Source organism: Klebsiella sp. BIGb0138 (genome assembly GCF_004342285.1).
GTDB lineage: Bacteria > Pseudomonadota > Gammaproteobacteria > Enterobacterales > Enterobacteriaceae > Klebsiella.
On sequence record NZ_SMCV01000004.1, the window covers coordinates 343,583 to 366,429 of the forward strand.

The 22,847-nt window shown below is 60.7% G+C and carries 25 protein-coding genes; 7 read left to right on the forward strand and 18 right to left on the reverse strand.

Going from position 1 to position 22,847, the window contains the following annotated elements; genetic code table 11:
* Positions 1 to 246: 246 nt before the first annotated feature.
* From arnB to arnF, 7 genes are read left to right on the forward strand one after another with little or no spacing between them, the layout of a single operon-like run.
* Positions 247 to 1,386 carry a UDP-4-amino-4-deoxy-L-arabinose aminotransferase gene (gene arnB / locus EDF73_RS12330; RefSeq protein WP_132729487.1) on the forward strand — a complete coding sequence of 380 codons (1,140 nt, stop codon included), beginning with the start codon at positions 247 to 249 and terminating at the stop codon, positions 1,384 to 1,386.
* A gap of 1 nt (position 1,387) precedes the next feature.
* A complete protein-coding gene (arnC, locus tag EDF73_RS12335) occupies positions 1,388 to 2,371 on the forward strand; it encodes an undecaprenyl-phosphate 4-deoxy-4-formamido-L-arabinose transferase (RefSeq protein WP_132729414.1) in 984 nt (327 codons plus the stop codon).
* The gene (gene arnA / locus EDF73_RS12340; protein WP_132729415.1) at positions 2,368 to 4,353 is read left to right on the forward strand and encodes a bifunctional UDP-4-amino-4-deoxy-L-arabinose formyltransferase/UDP-glucuronic acid oxidase ArnA; all 1,986 of its coding nucleotides are present in this window, start codon (positions 2,368 to 2,370) and stop codon (positions 4,351 to 4,353) included. The genes arnC and arnA overlap by 4 nt, the downstream gene beginning before the upstream one ends.
* A complete protein-coding gene (gene arnD / locus EDF73_RS12345; RefSeq protein ID WP_132729416.1) occupies positions 4,350 to 5,267 on the forward strand; it encodes a 4-deoxy-4-formamido-L-arabinose-phosphoundecaprenol deformylase in 918 nt (305 codons plus the stop codon). Before arnA ends, arnD begins: the two co-directional genes overlap by 4 nt.
* Positions 5,248 to 6,903 carry a lipid IV(A) 4-amino-4-deoxy-L-arabinosyltransferase gene (gene arnT / locus EDF73_RS12350; protein ID WP_132729417.1) on the forward strand — a complete coding sequence of 552 codons (1,656 nt, stop codon included), beginning with the start codon at positions 5,248 to 5,250 and terminating at the stop codon, positions 6,901 to 6,903. Before arnD ends, arnT begins: the two co-directional genes overlap by 20 nt.
* Positions 6,900 to 7,238 carry a 4-amino-4-deoxy-L-arabinose-phosphoundecaprenol flippase subunit ArnE gene (gene arnE, locus EDF73_RS12355; RefSeq protein ID WP_132729418.1) on the forward strand — a complete coding sequence of 113 codons (339 nt, stop codon included), beginning with the start codon at positions 6,900 to 6,902 and terminating at the stop codon, positions 7,236 to 7,238. Before arnT ends, arnE begins: the two co-directional genes overlap by 4 nt.
* A complete protein-coding gene (arnF, locus tag EDF73_RS12360) occupies positions 7,238 to 7,621 on the forward strand; it encodes a 4-amino-4-deoxy-L-arabinose-phosphoundecaprenol flippase subunit ArnF (RefSeq protein WP_132729419.1) in 384 nt (127 codons plus the stop codon). Before arnE ends, arnF begins: the two co-directional genes overlap by 1 nt.
* 1 nt (position 7,622) lies before the next feature.
* Here the strand turns inward: arnF and acpT are convergent, their stop codons facing one another.
* The 18 genes from acpT to EDF73_RS12450 form a co-directional block, all read right to left on the reverse strand.
* Positions 7,623 to 8,192 carry a 4'-phosphopantetheinyl transferase AcpT gene (gene acpT / locus EDF73_RS12365; RefSeq protein ID WP_132729420.1) on the reverse strand — a complete coding sequence of 190 codons (570 nt, stop codon included), beginning with the start codon at positions 8,190 to 8,192 and terminating at the stop codon, positions 7,623 to 7,625.
* A gap of 1 nt (position 8,193) precedes the next feature.
* The gene (locus tag EDF73_RS12370; protein WP_132729421.1) at positions 8,194 to 9,423 is read right to left on the reverse strand and encodes a beta-ketoacyl-ACP synthase; all 1,230 of its coding nucleotides are present in this window, start codon (positions 9,421 to 9,423) and stop codon (positions 8,194 to 8,196) included.
* Positions 9,420 to 10,151 (reverse strand): 3-ketoacyl-ACP reductase FabG2, encoded by a 732-nt coding sequence (locus tag EDF73_RS12375; protein ID WP_132729422.1) that lies wholly within the window; start codon positions 10,149 to 10,151, stop codon positions 9,420 to 9,422. Before EDF73_RS12375 ends, EDF73_RS12370 begins: the two co-directional genes overlap by 4 nt.
* On the reverse strand, positions 10,148 to 10,624 hold the full coding sequence (locus tag EDF73_RS12380; RefSeq protein ID WP_132729423.1) for a 3-hydroxy-fatty acyl-ACP dehydratase: 477 nt from the start codon (positions 10,622 to 10,624) through the stop codon (positions 10,148 to 10,150). The genes EDF73_RS12375 and EDF73_RS12380 overlap by 4 nt, the downstream gene beginning before the upstream one ends.
* Complete coding sequence (locus EDF73_RS12385; RefSeq protein ID WP_132729424.1) at positions 10,621 to 11,790, reverse strand: beta-ketoacyl-[acyl-carrier-protein] synthase family protein; 1,170 nt, start codon at positions 11,788 to 11,790, stop codon at positions 10,621 to 10,623. The genes EDF73_RS12380 and EDF73_RS12385 overlap by 4 nt, the downstream gene beginning before the upstream one ends.
* Position 11,791: 1 nt before the next feature.
* Positions 11,792 to 12,376: a DUF3261 domain-containing protein gene (locus EDF73_RS12390; protein WP_132729425.1), complete on the reverse strand. Its 585-nt coding sequence runs from the start codon at positions 12,374 to 12,376 to the stop codon at positions 11,792 to 11,794.
* Positions 12,373 to 14,697 carry an MMPL family transporter gene (locus EDF73_RS12395; RefSeq protein ID WP_132729426.1) on the reverse strand — a complete coding sequence of 775 codons (2,325 nt, stop codon included), beginning with the start codon at positions 14,695 to 14,697 and terminating at the stop codon, positions 12,373 to 12,375. Before EDF73_RS12395 ends, EDF73_RS12390 begins: the two co-directional genes overlap by 4 nt.
* Complete coding sequence (locus EDF73_RS12400; protein WP_132729427.1) at positions 14,666 to 15,271, reverse strand: outer membrane lipoprotein carrier protein LolA; 606 nt, start codon at positions 15,269 to 15,271, stop codon at positions 14,666 to 14,668. Before EDF73_RS12400 ends, EDF73_RS12395 begins: the two co-directional genes overlap by 32 nt.
* Positions 15,268 to 15,690, reverse strand: coding sequence for a thioesterase family protein (locus EDF73_RS12405; RefSeq protein ID WP_132729428.1), 423 nt, complete (start codon positions 15,688 to 15,690; stop codon positions 15,268 to 15,270). Before EDF73_RS12405 ends, EDF73_RS12400 begins: the two co-directional genes overlap by 4 nt.
* A 3-nt stretch (positions 15,691 to 15,693) precedes the next feature.
* Positions 15,694 to 17,385 carry a glycosyltransferase family 2 protein gene (locus tag EDF73_RS12410; protein ID WP_132729429.1) on the reverse strand — a complete coding sequence of 564 codons (1,692 nt, stop codon included), beginning with the start codon at positions 17,383 to 17,385 and terminating at the stop codon, positions 15,694 to 15,696.
* Positions 17,376 to 17,726 carry a beta-hydroxyacyl-ACP dehydratase gene (locus EDF73_RS12415; protein WP_132729430.1) on the reverse strand — a complete coding sequence of 117 codons (351 nt, stop codon included), beginning with the start codon at positions 17,724 to 17,726 and terminating at the stop codon, positions 17,376 to 17,378. The genes EDF73_RS12410 and EDF73_RS12415 overlap by 10 nt, the downstream gene beginning before the upstream one ends.
* Positions 17,713 to 19,071, reverse strand: coding sequence for an acyl-CoA synthetase (locus tag EDF73_RS12420; protein ID WP_132729431.1), 1,359 nt, complete (start codon positions 19,069 to 19,071; stop codon positions 17,713 to 17,715). Before EDF73_RS12420 ends, EDF73_RS12415 begins: the two co-directional genes overlap by 14 nt.
* Complete coding sequence (locus EDF73_RS12425) at positions 19,068 to 19,649, reverse strand: hypothetical protein (RefSeq protein ID WP_132729432.1); 582 nt, start codon at positions 19,647 to 19,649, stop codon at positions 19,068 to 19,070. Before EDF73_RS12425 ends, EDF73_RS12420 begins: the two co-directional genes overlap by 4 nt.
* A 5-nt stretch (positions 19,650 to 19,654) precedes the next feature.
* Positions 19,655 to 19,906: an acyl carrier protein gene (locus EDF73_RS12430; RefSeq protein WP_132729433.1), complete on the reverse strand. Its 252-nt coding sequence runs from the start codon at positions 19,904 to 19,906 to the stop codon at positions 19,655 to 19,657.
* A 10-nt stretch (positions 19,907 to 19,916) separates the two neighbouring features.
* Entirely contained in the window at positions 19,917 to 20,174 is a 258-nt protein-coding gene (locus EDF73_RS12435) for a phosphopantetheine-binding protein (protein WP_132729488.1), read from the reverse strand.
* Positions 20,155 to 20,970, reverse strand: a complete 816-nt coding sequence (locus EDF73_RS12440) for a lysophospholipid acyltransferase family protein (RefSeq protein WP_132729489.1) — start codon at positions 20,968 to 20,970, stop codon at positions 20,155 to 20,157. The genes EDF73_RS12435 and EDF73_RS12440 overlap by 20 nt, the downstream gene beginning before the upstream one ends.
* Positions 20,955 to 21,677, reverse strand: a complete 723-nt coding sequence (locus EDF73_RS12445; RefSeq protein ID WP_132729434.1) for a beta-ketoacyl synthase chain length factor — start codon at positions 21,675 to 21,677, stop codon at positions 20,955 to 20,957. The genes EDF73_RS12440 and EDF73_RS12445 overlap by 16 nt, the downstream gene beginning before the upstream one ends.
* Positions 21,678 to 22,175: 498 nt before the next feature.
* Complete coding sequence (locus EDF73_RS12450; protein ID WP_132729435.1) at positions 22,176 to 22,565, reverse strand: hypothetical protein; 390 nt, start codon at positions 22,563 to 22,565, stop codon at positions 22,176 to 22,178.
* Positions 22,566 to 22,847 lie beyond the last annotated feature (282 nt).

Genomic DNA, 22,847 nt, shown 5'->3' on the forward strand with positions numbered 1-22,847 from the left:
AATATTCATATTGAATATCAATATATATCAATGAATTGCATTCATATTTTGATTCCTTCTCAAATAATATTAATTTCTTAATATTATCCTAAGCAAACCTGACTAAATTTAATGATATACCGTCACTATGCCATGAAATGTGGCATTGAAAGAATTCCATTTTCATTTTGTTTAAGTGCACTGGCGCAGGATATTTTTTTATCGCACCGGGTTTTAGGTTTGGGTCATATACAGAGCAGGAACATGATGAGCGAATTTTTGCCGTTTTCGCGCCCGTCAATGGGTGACGCAGAGCTGGCTGCGCTGCGTGAAGTGTTGCAATCGGGCTGGATCACCACCGGGCCGAAAAATCAGGCGCTGGAGGCGGCTTTTTGTACGCTGACCGGTAATCTTCACGCCGTGGCGGTCAGTTCCGCCACCGGCGGTATGCACGTCACTTTAATGGCGTTGGGCATCGGTCCCGGCGATGAGGTCATTACTCCGTCGCAGACCTGGGTCTCCACTCTGAACATGATCTGCCTGCTGGGGGCGACACCGGTGATGATCGATGTCGACGGCGATAATCTGATGATTACCGCGCAGGCGGTGGCAGCGGCGATCACCCCGCGCACGAAAGCGATTGTTCCGGTGCATTACGCCGGCGCGCCGGCGGATATCGACGCGCTGCGCGCCGTCGGCGAACGCCACGGCATCCCGATTATCGAAGATGCTGCGCACGCGGCGGGGACGTACTACAAAGGCCGCCACGTGGGCTATCGGGGTACCGCCATCTTCTCGTTCCACGCGATTAAAAATATGACCTGCGCCGAAGGCGGCCTGATTGTCACCGATGACGAACGGCTGGCCTCGCGGATCCGCAGCCTGAAGTTCCACGGCCTTGGCGTCGACGCGTATGACCGCCAGACCCACGGGCGCGCCCCGCAGGCGGAGGTAATTTCTCCGGGCTTTAAATACAATCTGGCCGATATCAACGCCGCGCTGGCGCTGGTGCAGCTGGATAAACTGGCGCATGCCAACCAGCGCCGGGGCGAGATTGCGCAGCGTTATCTGCGCGAGCTGGCGGATACGCCATTCAAACCGCTGACGGTACCGGAGTGGGAACATCAGCACGCCTGGCATCTGTTTATTATTCGCGTGGATGAAGCCTCCTGCGGCCTCAGCCGCGATACCTTAATGGAAAAGCTGAAGGCCATGGGCATCGGTACCGGCCTGCATTTCCGCGCGGCGCACACGCAAAAGTACTACCGCGAACGTTTCCCGACGCTTTCATTGCCGAATACGGAATGGAACAGCGCGCGCATTTGTTCACTCCCTCTGTTCCCGGATATGACCGATGACGACGTCACCCGCGTCATTTCCGCGCTGCACCAGCTGTCAGGATGTTGATATGTTGAGTTACCCTCCCGTGAAAAAGATTTCGGTTGTTATCCCGGTTTATAACGAGCAGGAGAGCCTGCCCGAGCTTATCCGCCGTACGGATAGCGCCTGTGCGACGCTGGGACGCCAGTATGAAATTCTGCTGGTCGACGACGGCAGCAGCGATGATTCCGCGCGGATGCTGACGGAGGCGGCTGAAGCCGAAGGCAGCCACGTGGTGGCGGTGCTGCTAAACCGCAACTACGGTCAGCATTCGGCGATTATGGCCGGCTTTAGCCATGTTACCGGCGACCTGATTATCACCCTCGATGCCGACCTGCAAAACCCGCCGGAAGAGATCCCGCGGCTGGTGGTGAAGGCCGATGAGGGCTACGACGTGGTGGGGACCGTCCGGCAGAACCGCCAGGACACCTTCTTCCGTAAAAGCGCCTCGAAGATGATCAACCGCCTGATTCAACGCACCACCGGTAAAGCCATGGGCGATTACGGCTGCATGCTGCGGGCCTATCGCCGGCATATCATCGACGCGATGCTGAACTGCCATGAGCGCAGTACGTTTATCCCGATCCTCGCGAATACCTTCGCCCGCCGGGCGGTCGAAATCCCGGTGATGCACGCCGAACGGGAGTTCGGTGATTCGAAATACAGCTTTATGCGCCTGATTAACCTGATGTACGACCTGGTGACCTGTCTGACCACCACGCCGCTGCGTCTGCTTAGCGTCTTCGGCAGCATTATTGCCCTGCTGGGCTTCGCCTTCGCCTTCTTGCTGGTGATTCTGCGGCTGGTATTTGGCCCGCAGTGGGCGGCGGAAGGGGTGTTTATGCTGTTCGCCGTGCTGTTCATGTTTATTGGCGCCCAGTTTGTCGGCATGGGGCTGCTCGGGGAGTATATCGGCCGTATCTATAACGATGTGCGCGCCCGTCCTCGCTACTTTATTCAACGTGTTGTTCGTCAGCCGGAAACGGCATCTCAAGAGGAAGATCGTTCATGAAAGCTGTAGTCTTCGCTTATCACGATATGGGTTGCGCAGGTATCCAGTCCCTGCTGCAGTGCGGATATGAAATCGCGGCTATTTTCACCCATCCGGATAATGCTGGCGAAAACCATTTCTTTGGTTCGGTCGCGCGCATTGCGGCGGAACAAGGTATCCCGGTATGGGCGCCGGAAGACGTCAACCATCCGCTGTGGGTGGAACGCATCCGCGAAATGCAGCCGGATGTGCTGTTCTCTTTCTATTATCGTAACCTGTTAGGTGATGAGATCCTCAGCCTGGCAGAAAAAGGGGCCTTTAACCTGCACGGTTCGCTGCTGCCGAAATACCGCGGCCGCGCCCCGCTGAACTGGGTGCTGGTTAACGGCGAAAGCGAAACCGGCGTCACCCTGCACCGGATGATCGGCCGTGCCGATGCGGGCGATATCGTCGCGCAGCAGGCGGTCGCTATCGGGGCCGATGACGTGGCGCTGACCCTGCATCGCAAGCTGTGTTCCGCGGCTGCAGACCTGCTGGGGCAGGCGCTGCCGGCGATTCGCGATGGCAACACTCAGGAGCGCGCGCAGGATGAGAGCCAGGCGACCTATGTCGGCCGCCGCTCGCCGGAAGACGGGCGTCTTGATTGGGACAAACCGGCCCTGACGCTGCATAACCTGGTTCGCGCCGTTTCCGATCCGTGGCCGGGCGCCTTTGGCTATGTCGGCGCCAACAAGTTTATCGTCTGGACATCCCGCGTGCGTCGCGATCTGACGGCGGCAAAACCGGGAACGGTGATCTCCACTGCGCCGCTGCTGGTGGCCTGTGAGGACGGCGCGCTGGAGATCGTCACCGGGCAAACCGAACACGGCGTGTACATGCAGGGCGCACAGCTGGCGCAGGCGCTGGGGCTGGTATCCGGCGCGGTGCTGAGCAGCAAACCGGTGGCGGCGATCAAACGCCGCACCCGCGTACTGATCCTCGGCGTGAACGGGTTTATCGGCAACCACCTGACCGAACGCTTGCTGCAGGACGATAATTACGAAATCTATGGCCTGGATATCGGTTCTGACGCCATCAGCCGTTTCCTTGGCAACCCGCGTTTCCACTTCGTTGAAGGCGATATCAGCATTCACTCCGAGTGGATTGAGTATCACATCAAGAAATGCGATGTGGTCCTGCCGCTGGTGGCGATTGCCACCCCTATTGAATACACCCGCAACCCGCTGCGCGTGTTCGAGCTGGATTTTGAAGAGAACCTGAAGATCATCCGCGACTGTGTGAAATACGATAAGCGCATCATCTTCCCGTCGACTTCGGAAGTCTACGGCATGTGCACCGACAACAACTTCGATGAGGACAGCTCGAACCTGGTGGTGGGGCCGATTAATAAACAGCGCTGGATTTACTCGGTATCGAAGCAGCTGCTCGACCGCGTTATCTGGGCCTACGGCGACAAGTCCGGCCTGCGCTTCACCCTGTTCCGTCCGTTCAACTGGATGGGGCCGCGTCTGGATAACCTCAACGCCGCGCGTATCGGCAGCTCCCGCGCGATTACCCAACTGATCCTGAACCTGGTGGAAGGCTCGCCGATTAAGCTTATCGAAGGCGGTAAGCAGAAGCGTTGTTTCACCGATATCAGCGACGGTATCGAAGCCCTGTTCCGGATTATCGAGAACAAAGATGGCCGCTGTGACGGGCAGATTATCAACATCGGCAACCCGGACAACGAAGCCAGTATCAAAGAGCTGGCGGAAATGCTGCTGGACTGCTTCGAACGTCATCCGCTGCGCGGCAATTTCCCGCCGTTCGCCGGTTTCCGCGATGTGGAGAGCAGCGATTACTACGGTAAAGGCTATCAGGATGTGGAGCATCGTAAACCGAGCATTCGCAACGCGAAGCGCTGTCTGAGCTGGGCGCCGACGGTACCGATGGAAGCGACCGTGGAACAGACCCTCGACTTTTTCCTGCGCACCGTAGAACTGGCGGACGACAAGACATCATGAAACGGGTCGGCTTACGCATCGATGTTGATACTTTTCGCGGTACGCGGGACGGGGTCCCGCGGCTGCTGACCCTGCTGGGCCGGCACGGGATTCAGGCAAGCTTCTTCTTCAGCGTTGGGCCGGACAATATGGGGCGTCATTTATGGCGTCTGATAAAACCGAAGTTTCTGTGGAAGATGCTGCGCTCCAACGCCGCCTCGCTGTACGGCTGGGATATTCTGCTGGCCGGTACCGCGTGGCCCGGGCGGCGCATCGGCGCCGGCAATGAGGCGGTGATCCGCGAGACGGCGCAAACGCATGAAGTGGGGCTACATGCCTGGGATCATTACAGCTGGCAGACCTGGAGCGGCGTCTGGCCGCAGGAACGGCTGGTGCTGGAGGTGGAGCGTGGCCTGCTGGAGCTGGAACGGATCATCGGCCGCCCGGTCACCTGCTCGGCCGTGGCGGGCTGGCGGGCCGACCAGCGGGTGATTAAAGCGAAAGAGTCGTTTGATTTCCTCTACAACAGCGACTGTCGGGGGAGCGGGCCATTTCTACCGCAGACCGGGCAGGAGGCGCTGGGGACCGTGCAGGTCCCGGTGACGTTACCTACCTGGGATGAGGTGGTCGGCAGCGCCGTCGACGCCGACGGTTTCAATCGCTATCTGCTGGACTGCATTCATCGTGATACCGGCACGCCGGTGTATACCATTCATGCGGAAGTCGAAGGGATTGCTTTTGCGCAGCAGTTTGATGCCCTGCTCACGATGGCGGCGGAAGAGGAGATTCAGTTTTGTCCGCTTAGCCAGCTGCTGCCCGCTGATTTCAGCGTGTTGCCGGTGGGGAAAGTGGTGCGCGGTGAGCTGGCCGGCCGGGAAGGCTGGCTTGGGCGTGAACAATTATTGAGTTCGACGTATGAAAAGCATTCGTTATAGCCTCGCTTTGCTGGTGTTATTTGCTCTCTATTATGTACTTCCGCTGAATTTCCGCATGCTCTGGCAGCCCGACGAAACGCGCTACGCGGAGATCAGTCGCGAAATGCTGGCGTCCGGCGACTGGGTGGTGCCGCATCTGCTTGGGCTACGCTATTTTGAAAAACCGATTGCCGGCTACTGGATTAATAGCATCGGCCAGTGGTTATTTGGCCATAATAACTTTGGCGTACGCTTCGGCTCGGTATTTTCCATTAGCCTGACCGCGCTGCTGGTCGGCTGGCTGGCGTGGCGGATCTGGCAGGACAAACGGGTGGCGATCCTGTCAGGGGCGATCTTCCTGACCGCGCTGCTGGTTTACGGTATTGGTACCTATGCCGTACTGGATCCGATGATCGCCTTGTGGATGACCCTCGCGATGTGCAGCTTCTGGGCGGCGGCTCAGGCGCAGACCCGCAACGGTAAAATCATCGGCTATGTGCTGTTGGGAGCCGCCTGCGGGATGGGGGTGATGACCAAAGGTTTCCTCGCTCTGGCGGTGCCGGTCGTGGGCGTTCTGCCGTGGGTGATTGCCCGTAAACGCTGGCGTGAAGTGTTAACCTACGGCTGGCTGGCGGTGGGCGTCTGTGTGCTGATGGTCCTGCCCTGGGGATTGGCTATCGCTAAACGCGAGCCGGATTTCTGGCGTTATTTCTTCTGGGTGGAGCATATTCAACGCTTTGCCGAGGAGGATGCCCAGCATAAAGCGCCGTTCTGGTACTACATCCCGTACCTGGCGGCCGGCAGCCTGCCGTGGCTGGCGCTGCTGCCCGGAGCGCTAAAGCGCGGCTGGACCGAGCGGGATGACGCCCGCGGGGCGCTGTATCTGCTGGGCTGGGTGGCGATGCCGCTCCTGTTCTTCAGCATAGCCAAAGGCAAACTGCCAACCTACATCCTGCCCTGCTTTGGGCCGCTGGCGATTCTGATGGCGCGCTATGCGCTGGATGCGGCGAGGGCGGGAGCGAAAGCGCTACGGATTAACGGCCTGATCAACCTCCTCTTCGGCCTGGCGGGCCTCGTGACGGTGCTGGTGGTGTCGCCGTGGGGCCTGATGCATAAACCGGTGTGGACGCAGATTGAGCTGTATAAATGCCTGCTGGCGGCGGTGGCGTTTGCCATCTGGGCGCTGATGGGCTGGCTGGCGATGAAAGAGAACGGTCGTCGCTGGCCGTTGGCCGCCTGTTGTCCGCTGGGCCTGGCGCTGCTGATGGGCTTCGCCATCCCCGATCGGGTGATTGATAGCAAACAGCCGCAGTTCATGGTGGATATTGTCAGTGAATCACTGACGCCAAGCCGCTATGTGCTGAGTAATAGCGTCGGCATTGCCGCCGCTCTGGCATGGGAGCTCAAGCGCGACGATATCATCATGTATGACAAACAGGGCGAGCTGAAGTACGGTTTAGGCTGGCCGGATGCGCAGCGCAGCTTTGTCAGCCAGCGTGACTTTGCCGACTGGCTGGCAACGCATCGCCAGCAGGGGCCGGTATCTCTGGTACTGCTGATGGACAAGGGGGAAAGTATCGACGATTTACCACTACCGCAACCTGACAACATCTATGTGTCAGGGCGGGTTGTGTTTCTCCAGTATCTGCCGCAATGAGCGTCTGGATTTGTCTGGCATTCGCCAGCCTGTTGAGCTGCGTCGGACAGCTGTGTCAGAAACAGGCGACGCGTCCGTCTAAATCCCGGCGGCGCGGTCGCCACATTGTCGGCTGGCTTGGACTGGCGCTGCTGGCGCTCGGCGGCGGTATGCTGCTGTGGTTAAGCGTGCTGCAGGCCATTCCGGTGAGTATTGCCTATCCCATGTTGAGCCTCAATTTTGTCTGGGTGACGCTGGCGGCCTGGGGGATCTGGCGCGAGCCGGTGGCGCGACGTCACTGGGTGGGGGTGGGGCTGATTGTCGTCGGCATTGTGGTGCTGGGGAGCAGCGTCTGATGGGCTTATTCTGGGCGTTACTCAGCGTTGGGCTGGTCAGCGCCGCGCAGCTGCTGCTACGCGGGGCGATGGTTGAACTGCCGCCGCTGAGCGGGCTGCTGGCGTTTCTCAATCATCTTTTGCATCTGCGCGCCGGGACTTTCGGCCTGGCGCTCGGGCTGAGCGGCTATCTTCTGTCGATGGTGTGCTGGTACTTTGCGCTACATCGGCTGCCGCTCGCCAAAGCCTATGCGTTGCTGAGTCTGAGCTACATCCTGGTATGGGCCGCCGCCATCTGGCTGCCCGGCTGGCATGAACCTTTCCACTGGCGGTCGCTGTCGGGCGTGCTGATGATTGTCGCTGGCGTAATGACGATCTTCTGGCCGGTGAAGCGCGGCGCCTGATTCAGCCAATACTCTCCGCCTGCAATACAAACGGCGTGGGCGTACAGACCGCCATGCTCAGACCGTTGCGCTGGATCTGGCTGACCGACAGCGTGGGATGCCGCGTGCTGTCGACGCTGGCAATCTGCCAGGCGCTGCCGCCGCGCTGTTTCACCATCGCTTCCTTACGCGTCCAGATGCGCCAGAAGGCGCTGAGCTGCCGATCCGGAGGCTCCGCTTCCAGCTCCGCATGTTCCCCGAGGCTAAATAACGCATTGGCCAGGCTACGCCAGTTCTGCCGTGGGCGAATGGCTTCGATATCGCAGCCCACTTCGCCTTCATCGCTGAGCAGCAGGGCGATATCATCCCCGCTGTGGCTGAGGTTAAACCACAGCGTCGTTTCGCCGGAGAAGCCCGGCTTTCCTTGCCCGGTGTAGATAATCTCAGGCAGCGGCGATACCGCCTGAGCTAACAGGGCGCGTCCGGCTAACCAGCTTGCGCGACGCGCTCCCTGCGGCGCCTGCGCAGCGAGCGCTGGCGGCAGGGAACCCGTGCTGAATGTCGAGATTTTTCCCAGATAAAAGCGATACATATCAGGGCCAACGCTTAATGATGATGGAGGTATTGATCCCGCCGAAGGCGAAGTTATTGCTCTGCAAAAACTCACAGTCGATGCGGCGGGCTTCGCCCATAATGTAATCCAGCTCGCCGCACTGCGGGTCCGGATGGCGCAGGTTAAGCGTTGGGGCAAACCAGCCTTCGCGCATCATCTGCAGACTCATCCAGGCCTCCAGCGCGCCGCAGGCGCCCAGGGTATGGCCAAAATAGCTTTTCAGCGAGGAGAGCGGCACCTTGTCGCCGAAAATGGCGGCGCTGGCCTGGCTCTCGGCAATATCGCCGCGATCGGTCGCCGTCCCGTGCGCCGACACGTAGCCGATATCCTGGGGGCTTAGCCCGGCCATGTTGAGCGATTGCGCCATGCAGATCTGCATGGTTTCCCGCTGCGGCTGGGTGATATGCGCGGCGTCGCAGTTGGTGGCGAAGCCGATAATTTCACCGTAAATGGTCGCCCCGCGCGCTTTGGCGTGCTCCAGCTCTTCCAGAATCAGCGTGCCGGCGCCCTCGCCAATCACCAGGCCGTCACGTTGTTCATCGAACGGCGACGGGGTGGTTTTCGGCTCGTCGTTGCGCTGGCTGGTGGCGAACAGGGTGTCGAAGATGGCCGCCTCTGACGGACACAGCTCTTCAGCCCCGCCGGCGACCATTACCGTTTGATAACCGTGGCGAATGGCTTCCCAGGCGTAGCCAATCGCCTGGCTGCCGGAGGTGCAGGCGCTGGAGGTCGGGATTACCCGGCCGCGCAGGCCGAAGAACAGGCCGGTGTTCACCGCGGTGGTATGCGGCATCATCTGGACGTAGGTGGTGCCGGTGATGTTATTGGTGTGCTTTTCCGTCAGCATGGTGGCGAATTCGCTGACCGGGCCGGTACTGCCGGTGGAGGAGCCGTAGGCAATCCCGGTTTCGCCGTTGGTCAGCACCGCATCGCCAATCAGCCCCGCCTGTTCCAGCGCCAGCTCGCTGGCGCGGGTGGACATCAGCGAGACGCGGCCCATGGCGCGGATACGCTTGCGGGTATAGTGTTCCGGTAGCGCGAAATCGTCGATTGGCGCGCCGAGTAGGGTGTGCAGCCCGTCATAGATCTGCCATTCCGGCATTTTGCGCACGGCGTTCTCGTAGGCCTGCAGCCTGGCGGATACCGCCTGCCAGCTTTCGCCGAAGGCGGTGACGCCGCCCATGCCGGTAATGACTACGCGCCGGGTCATAGCATACCTCCATTGATGGAAATCACCTGACGCGTCACATAGCCCGCAATATCCGACATTAAATAGCTGGCAAGCCCGGCGACTTCCTCTGCCTGGCCCATGCGTTTCATCGGGATTATTGACATCGCTTCTTTGAGGGCCGCCTCTTCCATGTCGATCATCCCGGTATCAATCAGCCCTGGCGCGATGCAGTTAACGGTGATTTTGCGTTTCGCCAGCTCAATGGCCAGCGCTTTGGTCGCGCCGATAATTCCCGCTTTGGCGGCGCTGTAGTTAACCTGCCCGCGGTTGCCCATCACCCCGGAAACGGAGGAGAGGGTAATAATCCTTCCGCCCTGACGGGCGCCGATCATCGGCATAATACACGGCTGAATGACGTTATAAAAACTGTCGAGATTGGTGTGGATCACCGCATCCCAGTCATTGTCGCTGAGCGCCGGGAAGGCGCCATCGCGGGTAATGCCGGCATTGTTCACCACGCCGTACCACGGCCCATGGGCGGCGATGTCCTGCTCCAGCACCTCGCGGCACTGTTCGCGGTCGGCAACATCAAAGCTCAACGTCCGGCCTGCGCCACCGGCGGCGCGGAGGGTATTCAGCGTCTCCTGCGCGCCTGCTGCGTCACGATGATAATGGACGCCGACGACAAAGCCATCGGCCGCCAGCTGGCAGGCGATAGCACGCCCGATACCCTTGCTGGCACCGGTCACTAATACGGAACGACTCATGGTTTCTCTCCCTGATTAAAAAGCGTCGTTAACTCTTCGGGGGTTGGCTGGAAGGTGTTGATACGACCCGTTGCCAACGTTTCCTCCCCGGAGCGGAGGGTGCATTCGAAGCTACCGAAACGCTCATCCTGCATTAATAAGCTGACCGCGATGGTCAGCGTTTTCCCGGCGGGCAGGACGCCTGCGGCGCATACCAGCTCTCTGGCGCCGAGCACCATGCCGAGGGCGATGCTGCTCTGACCCCGGCGGCGGCGATGCCAGCCGGACCAGACGCCAATGGTCTGCGCCATCAGCTCCAGCGCAAACCAGCCTGGCAGATCGCCGTTGGCATCAAGAAACGGCGCCAGCACGCCCCCGGCGGCGACCTTCACCTGACAGATCGCCGTCTCGTCGGTAACGTCCAGTACCTCTTCGAGCAACAGCATGGGGGCGTCGTGTGGCAGATAGTCGCCGGGCGACAGGTAGTGGCTCATGAAAGTCTCCCGAGCAGAATGCTGGCGTTATTGCCGCCAAAGGCAAATGAGTTGGACAAAATCACCGGGCGTTCAAGGGGCTGTGTGGCGGTGATGATACCGCACGCCGGCAGCGCCGGGTCGCGCGGCGAGAGGCTAAAATCCTGGGCCGGCAGCGGCAAATGGCGCTGCAAAATCAGCATACTGATTGCCGCTTCGGTAATCCCGGCGGCGCCGAGGGTATGCCCGGTGAGGTGTTTGGTTGAGCTGCACGGCACCTGGTCGCCGAACAGCTGCTGCACGACCTGCGATTCCACCCGATCGTTAAGCGGCGTGGCGGTGCCGTGCAGGTTGATGTAGCCCACCGCCCCGGCGGGGATACCGGCGTCATCAAGCGCCTGGGTAATCGCGCGGATGGCCCCTTCGCCCTGCGGATGGGGCGCCGAAATATGGTGCGCATCGCTTGATTCGCCGACGCCCAGCAGCGCGATGGGCTGCGCTTCGCGCGTCAGCAGCATCAGCGCCGCCCCTTCACCGATGGTAATCCCGCAGCGGTCGCGGGCAAAGGGCTGGCAGCGCGTTGCCGAAAGTGACTCCAGGCTATGAAAGCCGTTGATCGGCATTCGGCTCAGCGTATCGGCGCCGCCGACAATCGCCACGTCGGCGAGATCGGCTTCAATCAGCCGCCGGCCGCTGATGATGGCCCTGGCGCTGGAGGAGCAGGCGGTGGAAAGGGTAAACGCCGGGCCGTCCAGCGCCAGCCAGTGGCTCAGAAAACGCGACGGGTCGCCAAGCTCCTGCTGCGGATATTGCCAGGCGGCGCTCTGTTTGCCGTTGAGCGTTAACGCAACGTGAATATCGCCTTCATCGAGCCCGGAAGTGCTGGTGCCGAGCACCACGGCGACTCTGTCGCGGCCGTAGCGGGCGATAGCGTCGTCGACCTGGGGCCGGATCTGCGCCAGCGCCGCCAGCAGCAGCTGGTTGTTGCGCGAGCGGTGGGCGGCAAACGCGTCAGGGATGGCGGGCAGTTCGCCGTCAACGCCGCCGAGTACCGCCGCGGGCTGCCCCTGAAGCCAGCCTGCGCGCGGGCGCATACCGGGGGCGACGCCGCGCGTCAGATTTGCGGCGATGTCGTCGCAGTTGTCGCCCAGCGCATTGATCATGCCGACAGCGGAAAGGTAGATCATCTCAGTCGCCCAGATATTGAATGGTGATGTGGTATTTAAAGGCCCGTTGCTCAATGCTGACAGGTTCGCGCTTGCCATGCCGGTTCAGATAGGCGATCGCCGTCACCAACTGGCCGCGAGCGTTCCGTAGCTCGCGGCGGTCGCCAGCGTCGGTCAACGTCCAGCCTTGCGGCAGCTGCGGCTGCCAGGCCGCTATCGGCCAGTGGCTGAGCATCACGTCGGCCAGCACCTGGCTTGCCGGCGGCAGCTGCGGGACGACGATCGATTGCTCGGCGCGCAGCCCCTTATCATCATAGGTCACGAGAAACAGCCGGATCCCCACCGAGGAGAGGCCGGCGAGGGTGATTTTTTGCTCATCGGCATTGAGCATCACCAGCAGCGACTGGCTCTGGCCGTCGAACCGTCCGGTGAGCAGCTGCTGCGCATTCAGCGGCGGAGTGATGCCCGGCGCCGGTAACGTCACGCGGGTTCCCGGCTCCAGCCAGGCCTGCGGACGCCCTTGCTGAGGCTGAGGCGAGTGGCTGCAGCCGGCGAGGATGAGGGTGGCGGCCAGCGCGGCGGCGCGCCAGAGTCTGTGCTTAATCATCGTCTTTTTTTCTCTTTTTTACCGGGCATCGCCAGGGGAGACAGCAGGAAGGCGGTGAAAATACCGCTGACCAGCACAATACCAAAACTGCTGATCGCCTGAGTGGCGCTGAATACCAGCATCCCCAGGGTCAGCAGAGTGGTCAGCATGGCCAGCACGATCGCCAGCAGCGACGTCAGCGGCGTCCCGCGCGGATTACTGAAAAACAGCGTGTAGTTGATGCCGATTCCCAGCACCAGCACCAGCGCCAGCAGGGAAAACAGGTTCAGCGGATGGCCGCTCAGGGAGAGCGCCGCCAGCCCGCAGCCTAACGACAGCACCGAAGGCAGCAGGCTGATAAGCCCTTTGCGCCAGCCGAGACGCAGCATCGCGCCGCAGGCGATGACCGCCAGCGCGATGCCGAGTAGCCCCGTCAGCAGGTGGCGATAGAGCATGAACAGATCGTCAAAGGCGCTTTTGCGGTCCACCCATGCCACGCCGCTCTGTTTTTCGCTCAGAGCCCGCAGCGCAGCGCTCTCTTTGACCCCGTCAACCGGGACCAGCACGCCGCTTTCGCCCGCTTTCAGCGTCAGCCACAGCAGACGCCAGCCTTCGCTGGCCGGGCTGGCAAGCCAGGCATCGACCGTGACCGGCATCGGCTGAAGATCGGCGTTTATGTTTTTCAGCCCGGCGCTTTGCAGCGCGGCAGCGACCGCCGGCGCGGCTTTGTTTAACAGCGCGAGATCCTGCTGCTGGCGGGTCAGCGAGTTCAGCGGGAGGGTGCGATACCCGGCGATCGTCCCCGCTTTTTTCGCCTGCTCAAGCGCGGGAATAAACGCTTCCAGCCGTTCCAGGGTTTGCTGCGGCGTCGCGCCGTAGACCACGAACCATTTCTGATCGACGCTCTGGCCGGTTAAGGCGGAGATCGCCTTTTCCTGAGCCAGAATAGGCTGCGGCAGCGCCTGCAGCTGCGCGATATCGTCATCGACGCGCAGCGTGGCGATTCCCGCTACTGATACCAGCGCCAGCGCCAGCGGCAGGCCGATGAACAGTTTTTTATTGCGCCGCCACGCCGCCAGCCAGCGCAGCATCAGCACCAGCGCCGGAACCGGGCGAACCGGTAAACCGCGGGAGAGCAGCGGATGCCAGCAAATCACCGTCAGGCACGAAGCGCTGAGCCCGGCGGCGGCGAACACCGACATCTGGCGGATGGCCGGGAAGGGGGCGAGCATCATGATGAGATAGGCCACCACCGCCGTCAGCAGCGCCAGCAGCAGCGCGTTGCGGACTTTGGCGAGGCTTTGCCACGGCGTGGCCTCCTGGCCGTGCACCATGCGTTCGGTCAGATAGTAGATCGTATAGTCAGCGGAGATACCGATAATGCTCATGCTCATCACCAGCGTCATCAGATGCAGTTCGCCGAACAGCAGCAGCGTGGCGACGGTTCCCGCCAGCGCGCCCGTACCGACGGAGATCAGACACAGTATCAACGGACGAAGCGAGCGGAAGGCCGCAACGATGAGCAGAATCACCCCCAGTATCGTGGCCACGCCGAGGGTGGAGAGATCGCGTTTGGCCTGCTGGCTGGCATAGTCGCTGTAAAATACCGTACCCCGCGACAGCAGCTGCGCCTGCGGGTAGCGTGCTTTTAATTCCCCCTCCAGCGCCGCCAGGGTGGTGACTAAGCGGTGCGTCTGCTGCATATCGAATGAGGAACCGGCCAGCTCGCCGTGGATCAGATACCAGCTGTTTCCCTGTTTATCCTGCGCCACCAGCCAGCCGTCTTTGAGCTGCAGATGCTGACCGTTTTTTGCCATCGCCAGCTGCGACCCGCGCATCAGCATCAGCGGATCGTTTTGCAGCTCCTGGCCGCTGACCCCGGAGAACGCCGAATAGAGCTGGGAGAGGACCCACTGCGCCTGCGCCGCGCCGCCGTTTTGCAGGCGCGCGCGGGTAGCGTCATCGATAAGGCCGTTGCGGTGCTGCCAGAAAAACGCTCCCCAGGCCTGCTGGCTGGCGGCATCCATCGGACCTTTCACGTCGGCCAGGACGTGGGATTTTTGCAGCAGGCTGAGCCATGCGCGCGCCACCTGAGGATCGGCCTGCTGGCCAGGGCTGACCAGCCAGACCAGCTGCCGGTCAAGGCGCTGGACAAAGCCATCGTTCAGTTCTGGCGGAATGGCTCCGAGCGTCTGTTGCGGTAACATCGCCAGCACGCTGCTGTTGATGCGCGACCGGGGCAGCTGCGTCAGCAGGAGGCCCAGCATCAGCAGGCAGATCGCTCCCCAGAGCAGCGCGATGCGCCTGCGGTTACGGTGCAGCAAATCGTTGTCGTTCGTCATCGGTCAGTTGCGCGGGCGTCAGTTGATGTTGAGAGAGGACGATATCGGTACGATCGCCTTGTTTATCATTGAGTTGAATACTTTCCAGGTAGCTCTGGCCGGCCAGGTCGATGGTGGCGAAGATTTTATCCAGCGGCGTGGTTTTCGGCGTCAGGCGCAGGGTCCATCGCCCTTCGCCTTTATCGACGAACTCGACGCGAAAGTTCTGCTCCAGCACCTGCCGGTCGGCCTGGAACAGCGCGCGCAGCAGATGGTTGAACTGGAACATCTGCGGATTGTTGGCGGCGGTGATCGTTTGCGGCGGCTGGCCGCCGATCGCCTGCACCATCCGTTTATCATCCAGCAGCAGCTGCATCGGGAACGGCGCGGTCTGATCCCACAGCAGCCCCTGGTCGCGGGCGATCAACATCTGGCCCTGGGATCGCAGCGGCTGCGGCAGATCCTTAATGGTACGGGTTTGATCGAAGTGGGCGCGGATCGTCGGTTGTTCGCTAAAGCGCTGTTGCAGATCGTCAAGCGTCAGGGCGCTGACCAGCGGGCTGATCAAGAGCGCCAGCAGGGGCCACCCTCTCATGGCTTCACCCCCATACGTTCAAACAGGATATCCGGGCAGACGAAGCTCAACTCGCGGCTTTGCTCCGCCACCGCCACCTGGATGGTGTAGCCGGTGGTGGTGCGTTTTCCGCTGTCGGCGGCGAAAATCTCATAGCCGATGCGCAGCCGGTTTTCGTACTCTTCTATCCGGGCGCGCACGCGAAAACGCTGTTCAAAAGTCAGCACGTCGCGGTACTTCACCCGGGTATCCACCACCGGCCAGAGATAGCCGGATTCCTTCATCTGACGGTAGCCATAGTTGAACTGATTGAGCAGCGCCTCGCGGGCGATCTCAAAGTAGCGAAAGTAGTTGCCGTGCCACACCACGCCCATCATATCGACGTCGTGAAACGGTACGGTCAGCTCTACCTCGGCAGCAAAACGGGGATCGTTAAGCACCCTTTACTCCTTCTCTTTGGCATCCGGCAGCTGCCAGAAATCGAAAAAATTGAACCAGTCCAGCGGCGACTGCAGCGCGTAGTGTTCAAGACGTTGCGCGTAGCGGTCGACCGCCTCCTGCAACGCCGCCTGGCGTCCGGCCCGCGGCAAGGTCAGCGGGTCGGCAAAGGGTTCACAATGAATATGCAGCTTGCCCTGCTGGCGCAGAGCAAAAATCAGCTGTACCGGGCAGCGCAGAATTGACGCCAGAATAAACGGACCCTGCGGGAACGGCGCGGGCTGCCCCATGAACTCGCTCCAGCAGACGCGCCATTCGCCGCCGCGCTGGGGCGTCACGGCAATACGGTCGCCGACGATGGCTACCCATTCGTTACGGTCCAGCTTCTCTTGCAGCAGGATGGCGGTATCCGGGCCGATATCGGTTACCGGTATCAGGTTTACCCCGGCCTGCGGGGCCATCTCCGCCATGATCTGTTGAAAACGGCGGGCGTTGTCGCTAAACACCAGCGCGTTAATGATCTGGCTGCCCTGCAGTTGTGCCAGCGCCCGGCAGGCTTCGACATCGCCGAGATGGGAGGCCAGCAAGAGCTTGCCGCCTGGCGTTGTGTTGCTGAGCGCCTCTTCCGCTCCCGGCGCGAAAACCACATCGCGGTCGAAGCGCAATTCGCCGCGCCAGCCGGCTATCTTATCGAGCATCGCCTCGCCAAAACGCAGAAAGTGGCGATAGCTGTTGAGGCGCGGCGGCAGCGGTAGCCGGCGGGCGCTAAGCCGATCGCGCACGCGGGAGAGCCAGTTTTGCGAGGCCCGACGGGCGCGATGCGCCGTCAGCCAGTAGGCGCCCACCACCGGGTAGAGCAGCCATGAAAACGCGCCGCGTCCCAGCAGACGCCAGACCAGCAGCATCAGGCGCATCCCCCACAGCCCCTTCAGCTCTTCCTGCTGCGCCCAGTGGGGGGCGGCGCGGCGAAACAGCAGGGCAGGGATACGCGGCAACATGCCGAGGAACAGGCGGGTGTGCATCCGGGAGATGCGGATGTTGTCCTTCAGGGCATCAAAATGAGACAGCCCGTCGGCGGGATAGGTGACTCGGGTCGCAACAAAATAGCTGTTATGGCCCTGCCAGTAGAGGCGCACCATCACTTCGGTATCGAAATCCATCCGCTTCCCGAGCGCCACGCGCTGCGCCAGCTGTAGGGTTGGCGCAATCGGGTACACGCGAAAGCCGCACATGCTGTCTTTGAGCTGGAGCGAGAGCGTTTCAATCCACACCCAGACGTGGGTTATCCAGCGGCCATACAGGCGCGAGCGGGGAATAGAGTCATCGTAAATCGGCCGCCCGGAGATCAGCCCTCTCGGATGGGCCTGCGCCAGCGCCAGCAGCTGCGGAATATCTTCGATGGCGTGCTGCCCGTCGGCATCGACCTGCACGGCGTGGCTATACCCGGCTTCGGCCGCCGCCTGCAGGCCGCGGATTACCGCCGTGCCTTTACCGGCATTGTTCGCCAGCCGAATCAGCGTCAGATTCGGTTCCCGCATCGCCAGTTGCTCCAGCACCTGCCGGGTGGCTTCGTCACTGCCGTCGTCCACCACGATACAGGGCAGGTGGAACGGCTGCAGCCGGGCAAGCACCTGAGACATCATCGCGCCGTGGTTGTAGCAGGGGATCACCACGCAGGGGGTGAAGGTTAGCGACATAATCGGATCTTCCCGCTGCTGGCGGTATGTCGCGCTTCGCCATCGTGGCGCTGATAGCTGAAGGTGAGGATTTGGCGCGCCTCCTGCCAGTTCAGGGTGAGCGTGACGGTAGCATCCGGCAGCAGCGGCGCCTGAAATTTGACGTTCTGAATGCTGTGGAACCGCCAGCCTGGCGCCAGCAGCGTGGTGGCATAATGCATCACCCAGTCCAGCTGGGCGACGCCGGGCAGCAGCGGCTGTACGGCAAAATGGCCGCTGAACCAGAAAAGGTTGGGGTCGAGATGGAGAACCACTTCACTCTGCTGCTGGGCCCGATGACGTTCAATTTCATGGGGTTTCATGAAACAGCTCCTGTAATTGCGCATAGACACGCTTATTCATGCTGTTAACCGGAATTTCGTCGATAATCCGCCAGTAGCGAGGGATGGCGACCGGCTCCAGCGTGGGGCGTAGCGCCTGCCGCCACCTTTGCTCAAGGGCTCTGCTCGCGGAGTGCCACTCCTGACGGGTACTTTCATCCAGCACCAGCAGGACGCCGACGCCCTGGCGGCCAGCGTGGCTGACGGGGATAGCCGCCGCCTCGCAAATGCCTTCCAGCTCCAGCAGGCGCCGCTCGATCTCGCTGAGCGAAACCCGCTTTTCTTCAATTTTTACCACCCGTCCCTGACGCCCGATCAGGCGAAACTGCCCATCTTCGGTGAATTGCAGGGTATCGTCGAGTAACAGGCCGTCTCGATCGGCGATCAGCGGCGAAAATACGCGAATTTTCGGGCCTTGCGCAATGAACCTGACGCCGGGGAAAGGCTGCCAGGCGCCGTGCTCCTGTTCGCGGCAGCGCCAGGCAAGGACGCCGGTTTCGGTACTGCCGTAGATCTCATCCGGCCAGCATTTAAGCCACCCGGCCGCCTGGGTGGCATTCTCCCAGGGCAGCAGTCCGCCCGCAGAGAAGACGGCCGCTACCGGCGGCGGGATCAGCCGGGGGTCAAGGCGCTTCAGGAAGGCCGGGCTACTGATAAACGCATAGCGGTGCCGGGGATTCAGCGCGCTGAGCTGCTCGGCATAATGCAGCATGGCCGCGTGCAGCGGCAGGCTGAGCGCCATCGGCAGGATGATGCGAAAGGTCAATCCGTAGAGATGTTGCGGCACCACCGAGGCGACAATACGGCAGCTTTCCAGCCGGGCGGCAAAACGCGTGGCCAGCAGCGCTGCCTCGCGGTCGAGGCAGGCTAACGATTTGCTAATCCGCTTCGGTTGCCCCGTCGAACCCGAGGTGAAAAGCTCAATGCAGGCGTCATCGGCCAGCTCGCGCCAGGCGACGGCCTGCGGCGGAGAGCGCCGGGCGCTGCTGATGACCCATGCCGGGCCGCTCCAGCCAAGAGGTGTGTCGCTGAGCACGCCGTCGAACAGCGCGCGCTGCTCCTCCAGCAGGGAGAGTCGGTTATGCCCCGGGATCACCGGCGTTTTATGGGCATGCAGCGTGGCCAGCAGCGCGACCAGAAACAGATAGCTGTCGTCAAAACAGAGCGCCCAGCGTTGCCCCGGGTGCTGCAGCAGCTGTTCCGCCCAGCGCGCGACGTCATCGCGCAAATGGCCTAATGTCCAGACCCGATCGTCCCGCCAGGCCACCAGGGTGTCGGCCGGGCGGGGAGCATTCAGCCAGCGGGCCATAGAAAGAGGCAAGGTCATGAGGATTCTCGCTTAATCATCCGCCGGCGTACCAGCCACTCTCCGGCCATCAGCGCGCCGATCAGCAGATAGGCAATCATGCCGTTCCACGTGGTCCAGAGCGCCATATCGCCATACAGCGCCGTACAGAGGGCGATACTGCCATTGGCGATAAAAAACAGGCTCCAGACCTGCGTGACCCGGCGGGTATAGCGCACGGCGGCGGCGGGAAGGTGAGGCTCCTGTAAGCGAGCCAGGCGTTCCACCAGCGGCATGGCTGACCACAGCGAACCGCCGAACACGGCGAGCATGACGGCGTTCACCGCTACCGGGTAAAACAGCAGCAGCTGGTGCGTTTTCAGCAGCGCGCTGGCCACGCACAGGACGATCCCCGCCAGCGCCGCCAGCTGGGTGACGACGCGCAGCGGGCCCGCCTGGCGCCGGGTTTGACGCAGGCGTAAACACAGCAGCAGCGCCATTAATGGAAGCAGCCAGTGCAGGCTGTTATGCGCGAGGCCCAGCCAGATGACACATGGCCAGGCCAGCAGGAGCAGGCTTGTCAGCAGCGGTATGCCCTTGCGTGAGAGCCCCCCCGACATGCGGCTCAGCCTTCCCGGGACAGGCGTTCGAGCGCATCAACCACATCCTGCACGGTGCGCACGGCTTTAAACTCTTCCGCCTTGATCTTCTTGCTGGTTTTCTTTTGCAGATGGACGATCATATCGACAGCATCAATGCTATCGAGCTCAAGGTCTTCATACAGGCGCGCTTCCGGCTTGATATCCTGCGGGTCGATTTCAAACAGCTTGACCAGAAGTGCCGAGACTTCTGCATAAATATCGGGTGATTGAGTCATAGGGCTTGCCTCAGGTACGTTGGGCGTGGATGAAAGCGGCCAGGGTGGCAACGGAGAAGAAGTGCTGGCGCATCTCGTCGCTTTCGGCGGAGAGCACCACGCCATACCGGTTCTTCACCGCCAGCCCCAGCTCCAGGGCGTCAATGGAATCCAGACCCAGGCCATCGCCAAAGAGTGCCGCATCGGAGTCAATGTCGTCAGCCGACAGTTCTTCGAGATTCAGCGTAGTTATGATCAGATTTTTAATTTCAAGATAGAGCGCTTGCATCATTAATTCCTGAAGTAGGCGTAGTACCTGTTTGTAATTGAAGCAAAAGATGCCGATTTAACTCTCTTGCCGCCAGCGACGGCTCCTGCGAGCGGGCATCGTAAAATGAGTCGATTTGTACCCGATCGCGTACCTCAATGGTAAACAGCGGTTTTGTCGGCGGCGCATCGTACCATCTGCACTGCTTGCCGAGCATATGCTCGGTGCAGCGGATCGTCACAACGCGTAAATCGCTGGCGCAGCGTACGGCAATATTGGCCGCGCCGCGCTGCAGGGTCATGGTTTCGCCGGGGCGGGTACGCGTCCCTTCGGGGAAAATTAAAATGGTATCGCCCTGCTGTAGCCGCTGCCGGCTGGCGGGCAGCAGCGAATCCGCCTGATCGTTAATCAAATAATCTGCCGCGCGAATCACGCCGCTGACGAACGGGTTTTTCAGCAACGCGCTTTTTACCAGACAATCGGTCTCCGGCATGATCGAAGCCAGCATCACGTAGTCGATCAGGCTTGGATGATTGGCCACCACCAGACAACCGCGCTCCTGGCGCAAAATGTCGCCGCCTGCAATGCGATAATCCAGCACGCCGACGGCTTTCACCACCGTCAGAAAGAGGCGGAAACTGGCCGCAATGCTGCGGCGCGCCAGGCGACGACGACGGGTTTTATTCCTGACCACCACCAGCAGCAGGTTAAACCAGATGAGGGACAGCAGCAGCCCGCCAAGACCAAACAGGGCGAAACAGACGCCGGTCATGGCTCCCCGCCAGACCCGGTTCAGACGCTTCATGCGCGACTCCATTGCCACTGTACGCGTTCGCCGGGGAGGGTGAAGGCGGGGCGGTCCCGCAAATAGTGTTGTAAAAATAATAAGCTCTGCGGAAGTTCTGTTTCGGCACATGGGCTAGCGCTGTGGCTGGCGCAGCGCCAGGATTCTCCGGCTTCAATCACCAGCGCCAGCGCGTAGGGCCAGATGGGCATCGCCGGCGGTAGCTGCGGATGATAAAACTCGGGCAGGTGGCCGTCGAAATCCACCATCAGCACCCGCTGATAGCCCGCCTGCAGCAGGCACATGACTTCACATAGCCCCTGCTGGAAGGTATCCCGCCCGGCCGAAAGCGAAGAGGAAACGATCGGCCGTTGGGCGGCAATCGTCAGATTCCCCACCGCCGAGTTATGGACGGAAAGGGCGAAGTCGGTCGGGGAGATGGCCTGTTGCGTCGCCAGAGCGTGGAGAATGCGATAATTGCGTTCCAGTTCGCCATGGCGGCTGGTGTACAGTACGGCATCGATATGATGGCGGCGCAGCATGGCCAGCCCGCACTCGACGGCGAGTTTACTGCCGGAACTGAGGCGTCTGGCGGTCATCATCGGTAATTCGGTTAGTTTTGCCTGTGGGGATGAGGGATCGATGGCGTACGGATGCCGTGACCATTGCTGCCACTGCGTCGTTTCGCTCATTCCCGGGGCCCGGCCCTGCCAGTCAACTATGTTTAGTGCAAATTTCATCAACGCGTATCCGCGATAAACCGGTGATCTGAGTGCCGTTTTTTAACGTCACTTTTTATTTTTGTTCTGGCCCGCGTATACAGTATGGCTAACGCCTCAACGAACGGCGCGTTAACGACCTGGATTGTTTAGCGTTCCGTTTTTTTGCCGACCGGATGTCCGCCCTCAGGATTGGCTTGAGGACATATCGGGCAAGCGTAGTCACCGCATGACAATTTATGGGGCGAGATCCGGGCGTATTTTCGATATTTTCGCCCGTCAGTGCAATTTATTATGGCAAATATCAGCGTCTGACAGAGATATTCCATCCCGTCGTTAACAGATTGATGGCCCGTCTTCGACATTTCCGCCACATATTGTACCGGGCGGCAAATGAATACATAGGATAATGCCGAATCCAGTATCGCAGCAGAATAGTCTCTGACCCTATTCCTCTTCAGGGGTAAGCATTGGCGCGCCAACCCCTGAAGCAACGATGGATTGCTGCGACGGGGGCGATTACAGGCTCGAACCCGCGGCCAGATTTACCTGAATATCTTTATCCAGGTTGTGGACCCAGCGGTTATAGTTTTTATGGATTTTCCCATCGGACGCCATCAGATTGCTGCTGCTGACGTAGTGAATAGAATAACCGGTGGCGGAGTAATTAATACGGACCTCAGCGACATGGTCACGCGCCTGCTGCCGCGCGGCGATCGTGCCAGGGGCGGTTTCCGACATGATCCACTGGCGCTGCACCCCGGCCCGCAGAATGGCCTGCTTCACCTGAGCATCGCTATGGCCAGCGCTGACGGTGGTCTGAATCTGCTCAACCGGCGCGGTGCGCGCGCAGCCCGCCAACGTACCCACCACCGCAATAGCGGCAAACCACTGCACATATTTTTTCATGAATACTCCCTGTCAAATTACCGGTAATACAATGAAATGGCTGACCTTAAAATGAATATCAGCCACAAGAGCGTCCCGGATAAATATCCCGTGTGGATTTCCGTGTTATCGCAAGGTGGGACAGTTTTTATCATAAAGGATAGCGAGCGAGGCCACCAGCAGCAATGAGTGATGAACCATGGTGTTATGAAGTTGAATTTTAACGACGTAACGGGAATTCACAAAATTTATACAATCAACATTATTATTCGCCAGACAGTTAATTCGCGGGGATATTCAGCC

Excerpts from the sequence above, each read along its gene's own strand:
- arnB (WP_132729487.1), top strand. The coding sequence starts at position 247 with ATGAGCGAATTTTTGCCGTTTTCGCGCCCGTCAATGGGTGACGCAGAG.
- arnC (WP_132729414.1), top strand. The coding sequence starts at position 1,388 with ATGTTGAGTTACCCTCCCGTGAAAAAGATTTCGGTTGTTATCCCGGTT.
- arnA (WP_132729415.1), top strand. The coding sequence starts at position 2,368 with ATGAAAGCTGTAGTCTTCGCTTATCACGATATGGGTTGCGCAGGTATC.
- arnD (WP_132729416.1), top strand. The coding sequence starts at position 4,350 with ATGAAACGGGTCGGCTTACGCATCGATGTTGATACTTTTCGCGGTACG.
- arnT (WP_132729417.1), top strand. The coding sequence starts at position 5,248 with ATGAAAAGCATTCGTTATAGCCTCGCTTTGCTGGTGTTATTTGCTCTC.
- arnE (WP_132729418.1), top strand. The coding sequence starts at position 6,900 with ATGAGCGTCTGGATTTGTCTGGCATTCGCCAGCCTGTTGAGCTGCGTC.
- arnF (WP_132729419.1), top strand. The coding sequence starts at position 7,238 with ATGGGCTTATTCTGGGCGTTACTCAGCGTTGGGCTGGTCAGCGCCGCG.
- acpT (WP_132729420.1), bottom strand. The coding sequence starts at position 8,192 with ATGTATCGCTTTTATCTGGGAAAAATCTCGACATTCAGCACGGGTTCC.
- EDF73_RS12370 (WP_132729421.1), bottom strand. The coding sequence starts at position 9,423 with ATGACCCGGCGCGTAGTCATTACCGGCATGGGCGGCGTCACCGCCTTC.
- EDF73_RS12375 (WP_132729422.1), bottom strand. The coding sequence starts at position 10,151 with ATGAGTCGTTCCGTATTAGTGACCGGTGCCAGCAAGGGTATCGGGCGT.
- EDF73_RS12380 (WP_132729423.1), bottom strand. The coding sequence starts at position 10,624 with ATGAGCCACTACCTGTCGCCCGGCGACTATCTGCCACACGACGCCCCC.
- EDF73_RS12385 (WP_132729424.1), bottom strand. The coding sequence starts at position 11,790 with ATGATCTACCTTTCCGCTGTCGGCATGATCAATGCGCTGGGCGACAAC.
- EDF73_RS12390 (WP_132729425.1), bottom strand. The coding sequence starts at position 12,376 with ATGATTAAGCACAGACTCTGGCGCGCCGCCGCGCTGGCCGCCACCCTC.
- EDF73_RS12395 (WP_132729426.1), bottom strand. The coding sequence starts at position 14,697 with ATGACGAACGACAACGATTTGCTGCACCGTAACCGCAGGCGCATCGCG.
- EDF73_RS12400 (WP_132729427.1), bottom strand. The coding sequence starts at position 15,271 with ATGAGAGGGTGGCCCCTGCTGGCGCTCTTGATCAGCCCGCTGGTCAGC.
- EDF73_RS12410 (WP_132729429.1), bottom strand. The coding sequence starts at position 17,385 with ATGTCGCTAACCTTCACCCCCTGCGTGGTGATCCCCTGCTACAACCAC.
- EDF73_RS12415 (WP_132729430.1), bottom strand. The coding sequence starts at position 17,726 with ATGAAACCCCATGAAATTGAACGTCATCGGGCCCAGCAGCAGAGTGAA.
- EDF73_RS12420 (WP_132729431.1), bottom strand. The coding sequence starts at position 19,071 with ATGACCTTGCCTCTTTCTATGGCCCGCTGGCTGAATGCTCCCCGCCCG.
- EDF73_RS12425 (WP_132729432.1), bottom strand. The coding sequence starts at position 19,649 with ATGTCGGGGGGGCTCTCACGCAAGGGCATACCGCTGCTGACAAGCCTG.
- EDF73_RS12430 (WP_132729433.1), bottom strand. The coding sequence starts at position 19,906 with ATGACTCAATCACCCGATATTTATGCAGAAGTCTCGGCACTTCTGGTC.
- EDF73_RS12435 (WP_132729488.1), bottom strand. The coding sequence starts at position 20,174 with ATGCAAGCGCTCTATCTTGAAATTAAAAATCTGATCATAACTACGCTG.
- EDF73_RS12440 (WP_132729489.1), bottom strand. The coding sequence starts at position 20,970 with ATGGAGTCGCGCATGAAGCGTCTGAACCGGGTCTGGCGGGGAGCCATG.
- EDF73_RS12445 (WP_132729434.1), bottom strand. The coding sequence starts at position 21,677 with ATGAAATTTGCACTAAACATAGTTGACTGGCAGGGCCGGGCCCCGGGA.
- EDF73_RS12450 (WP_132729435.1), bottom strand. The coding sequence starts at position 22,565 with ATGAAAAAATATGTGCAGTGGTTTGCCGCTATTGCGGTGGTGGGTACG.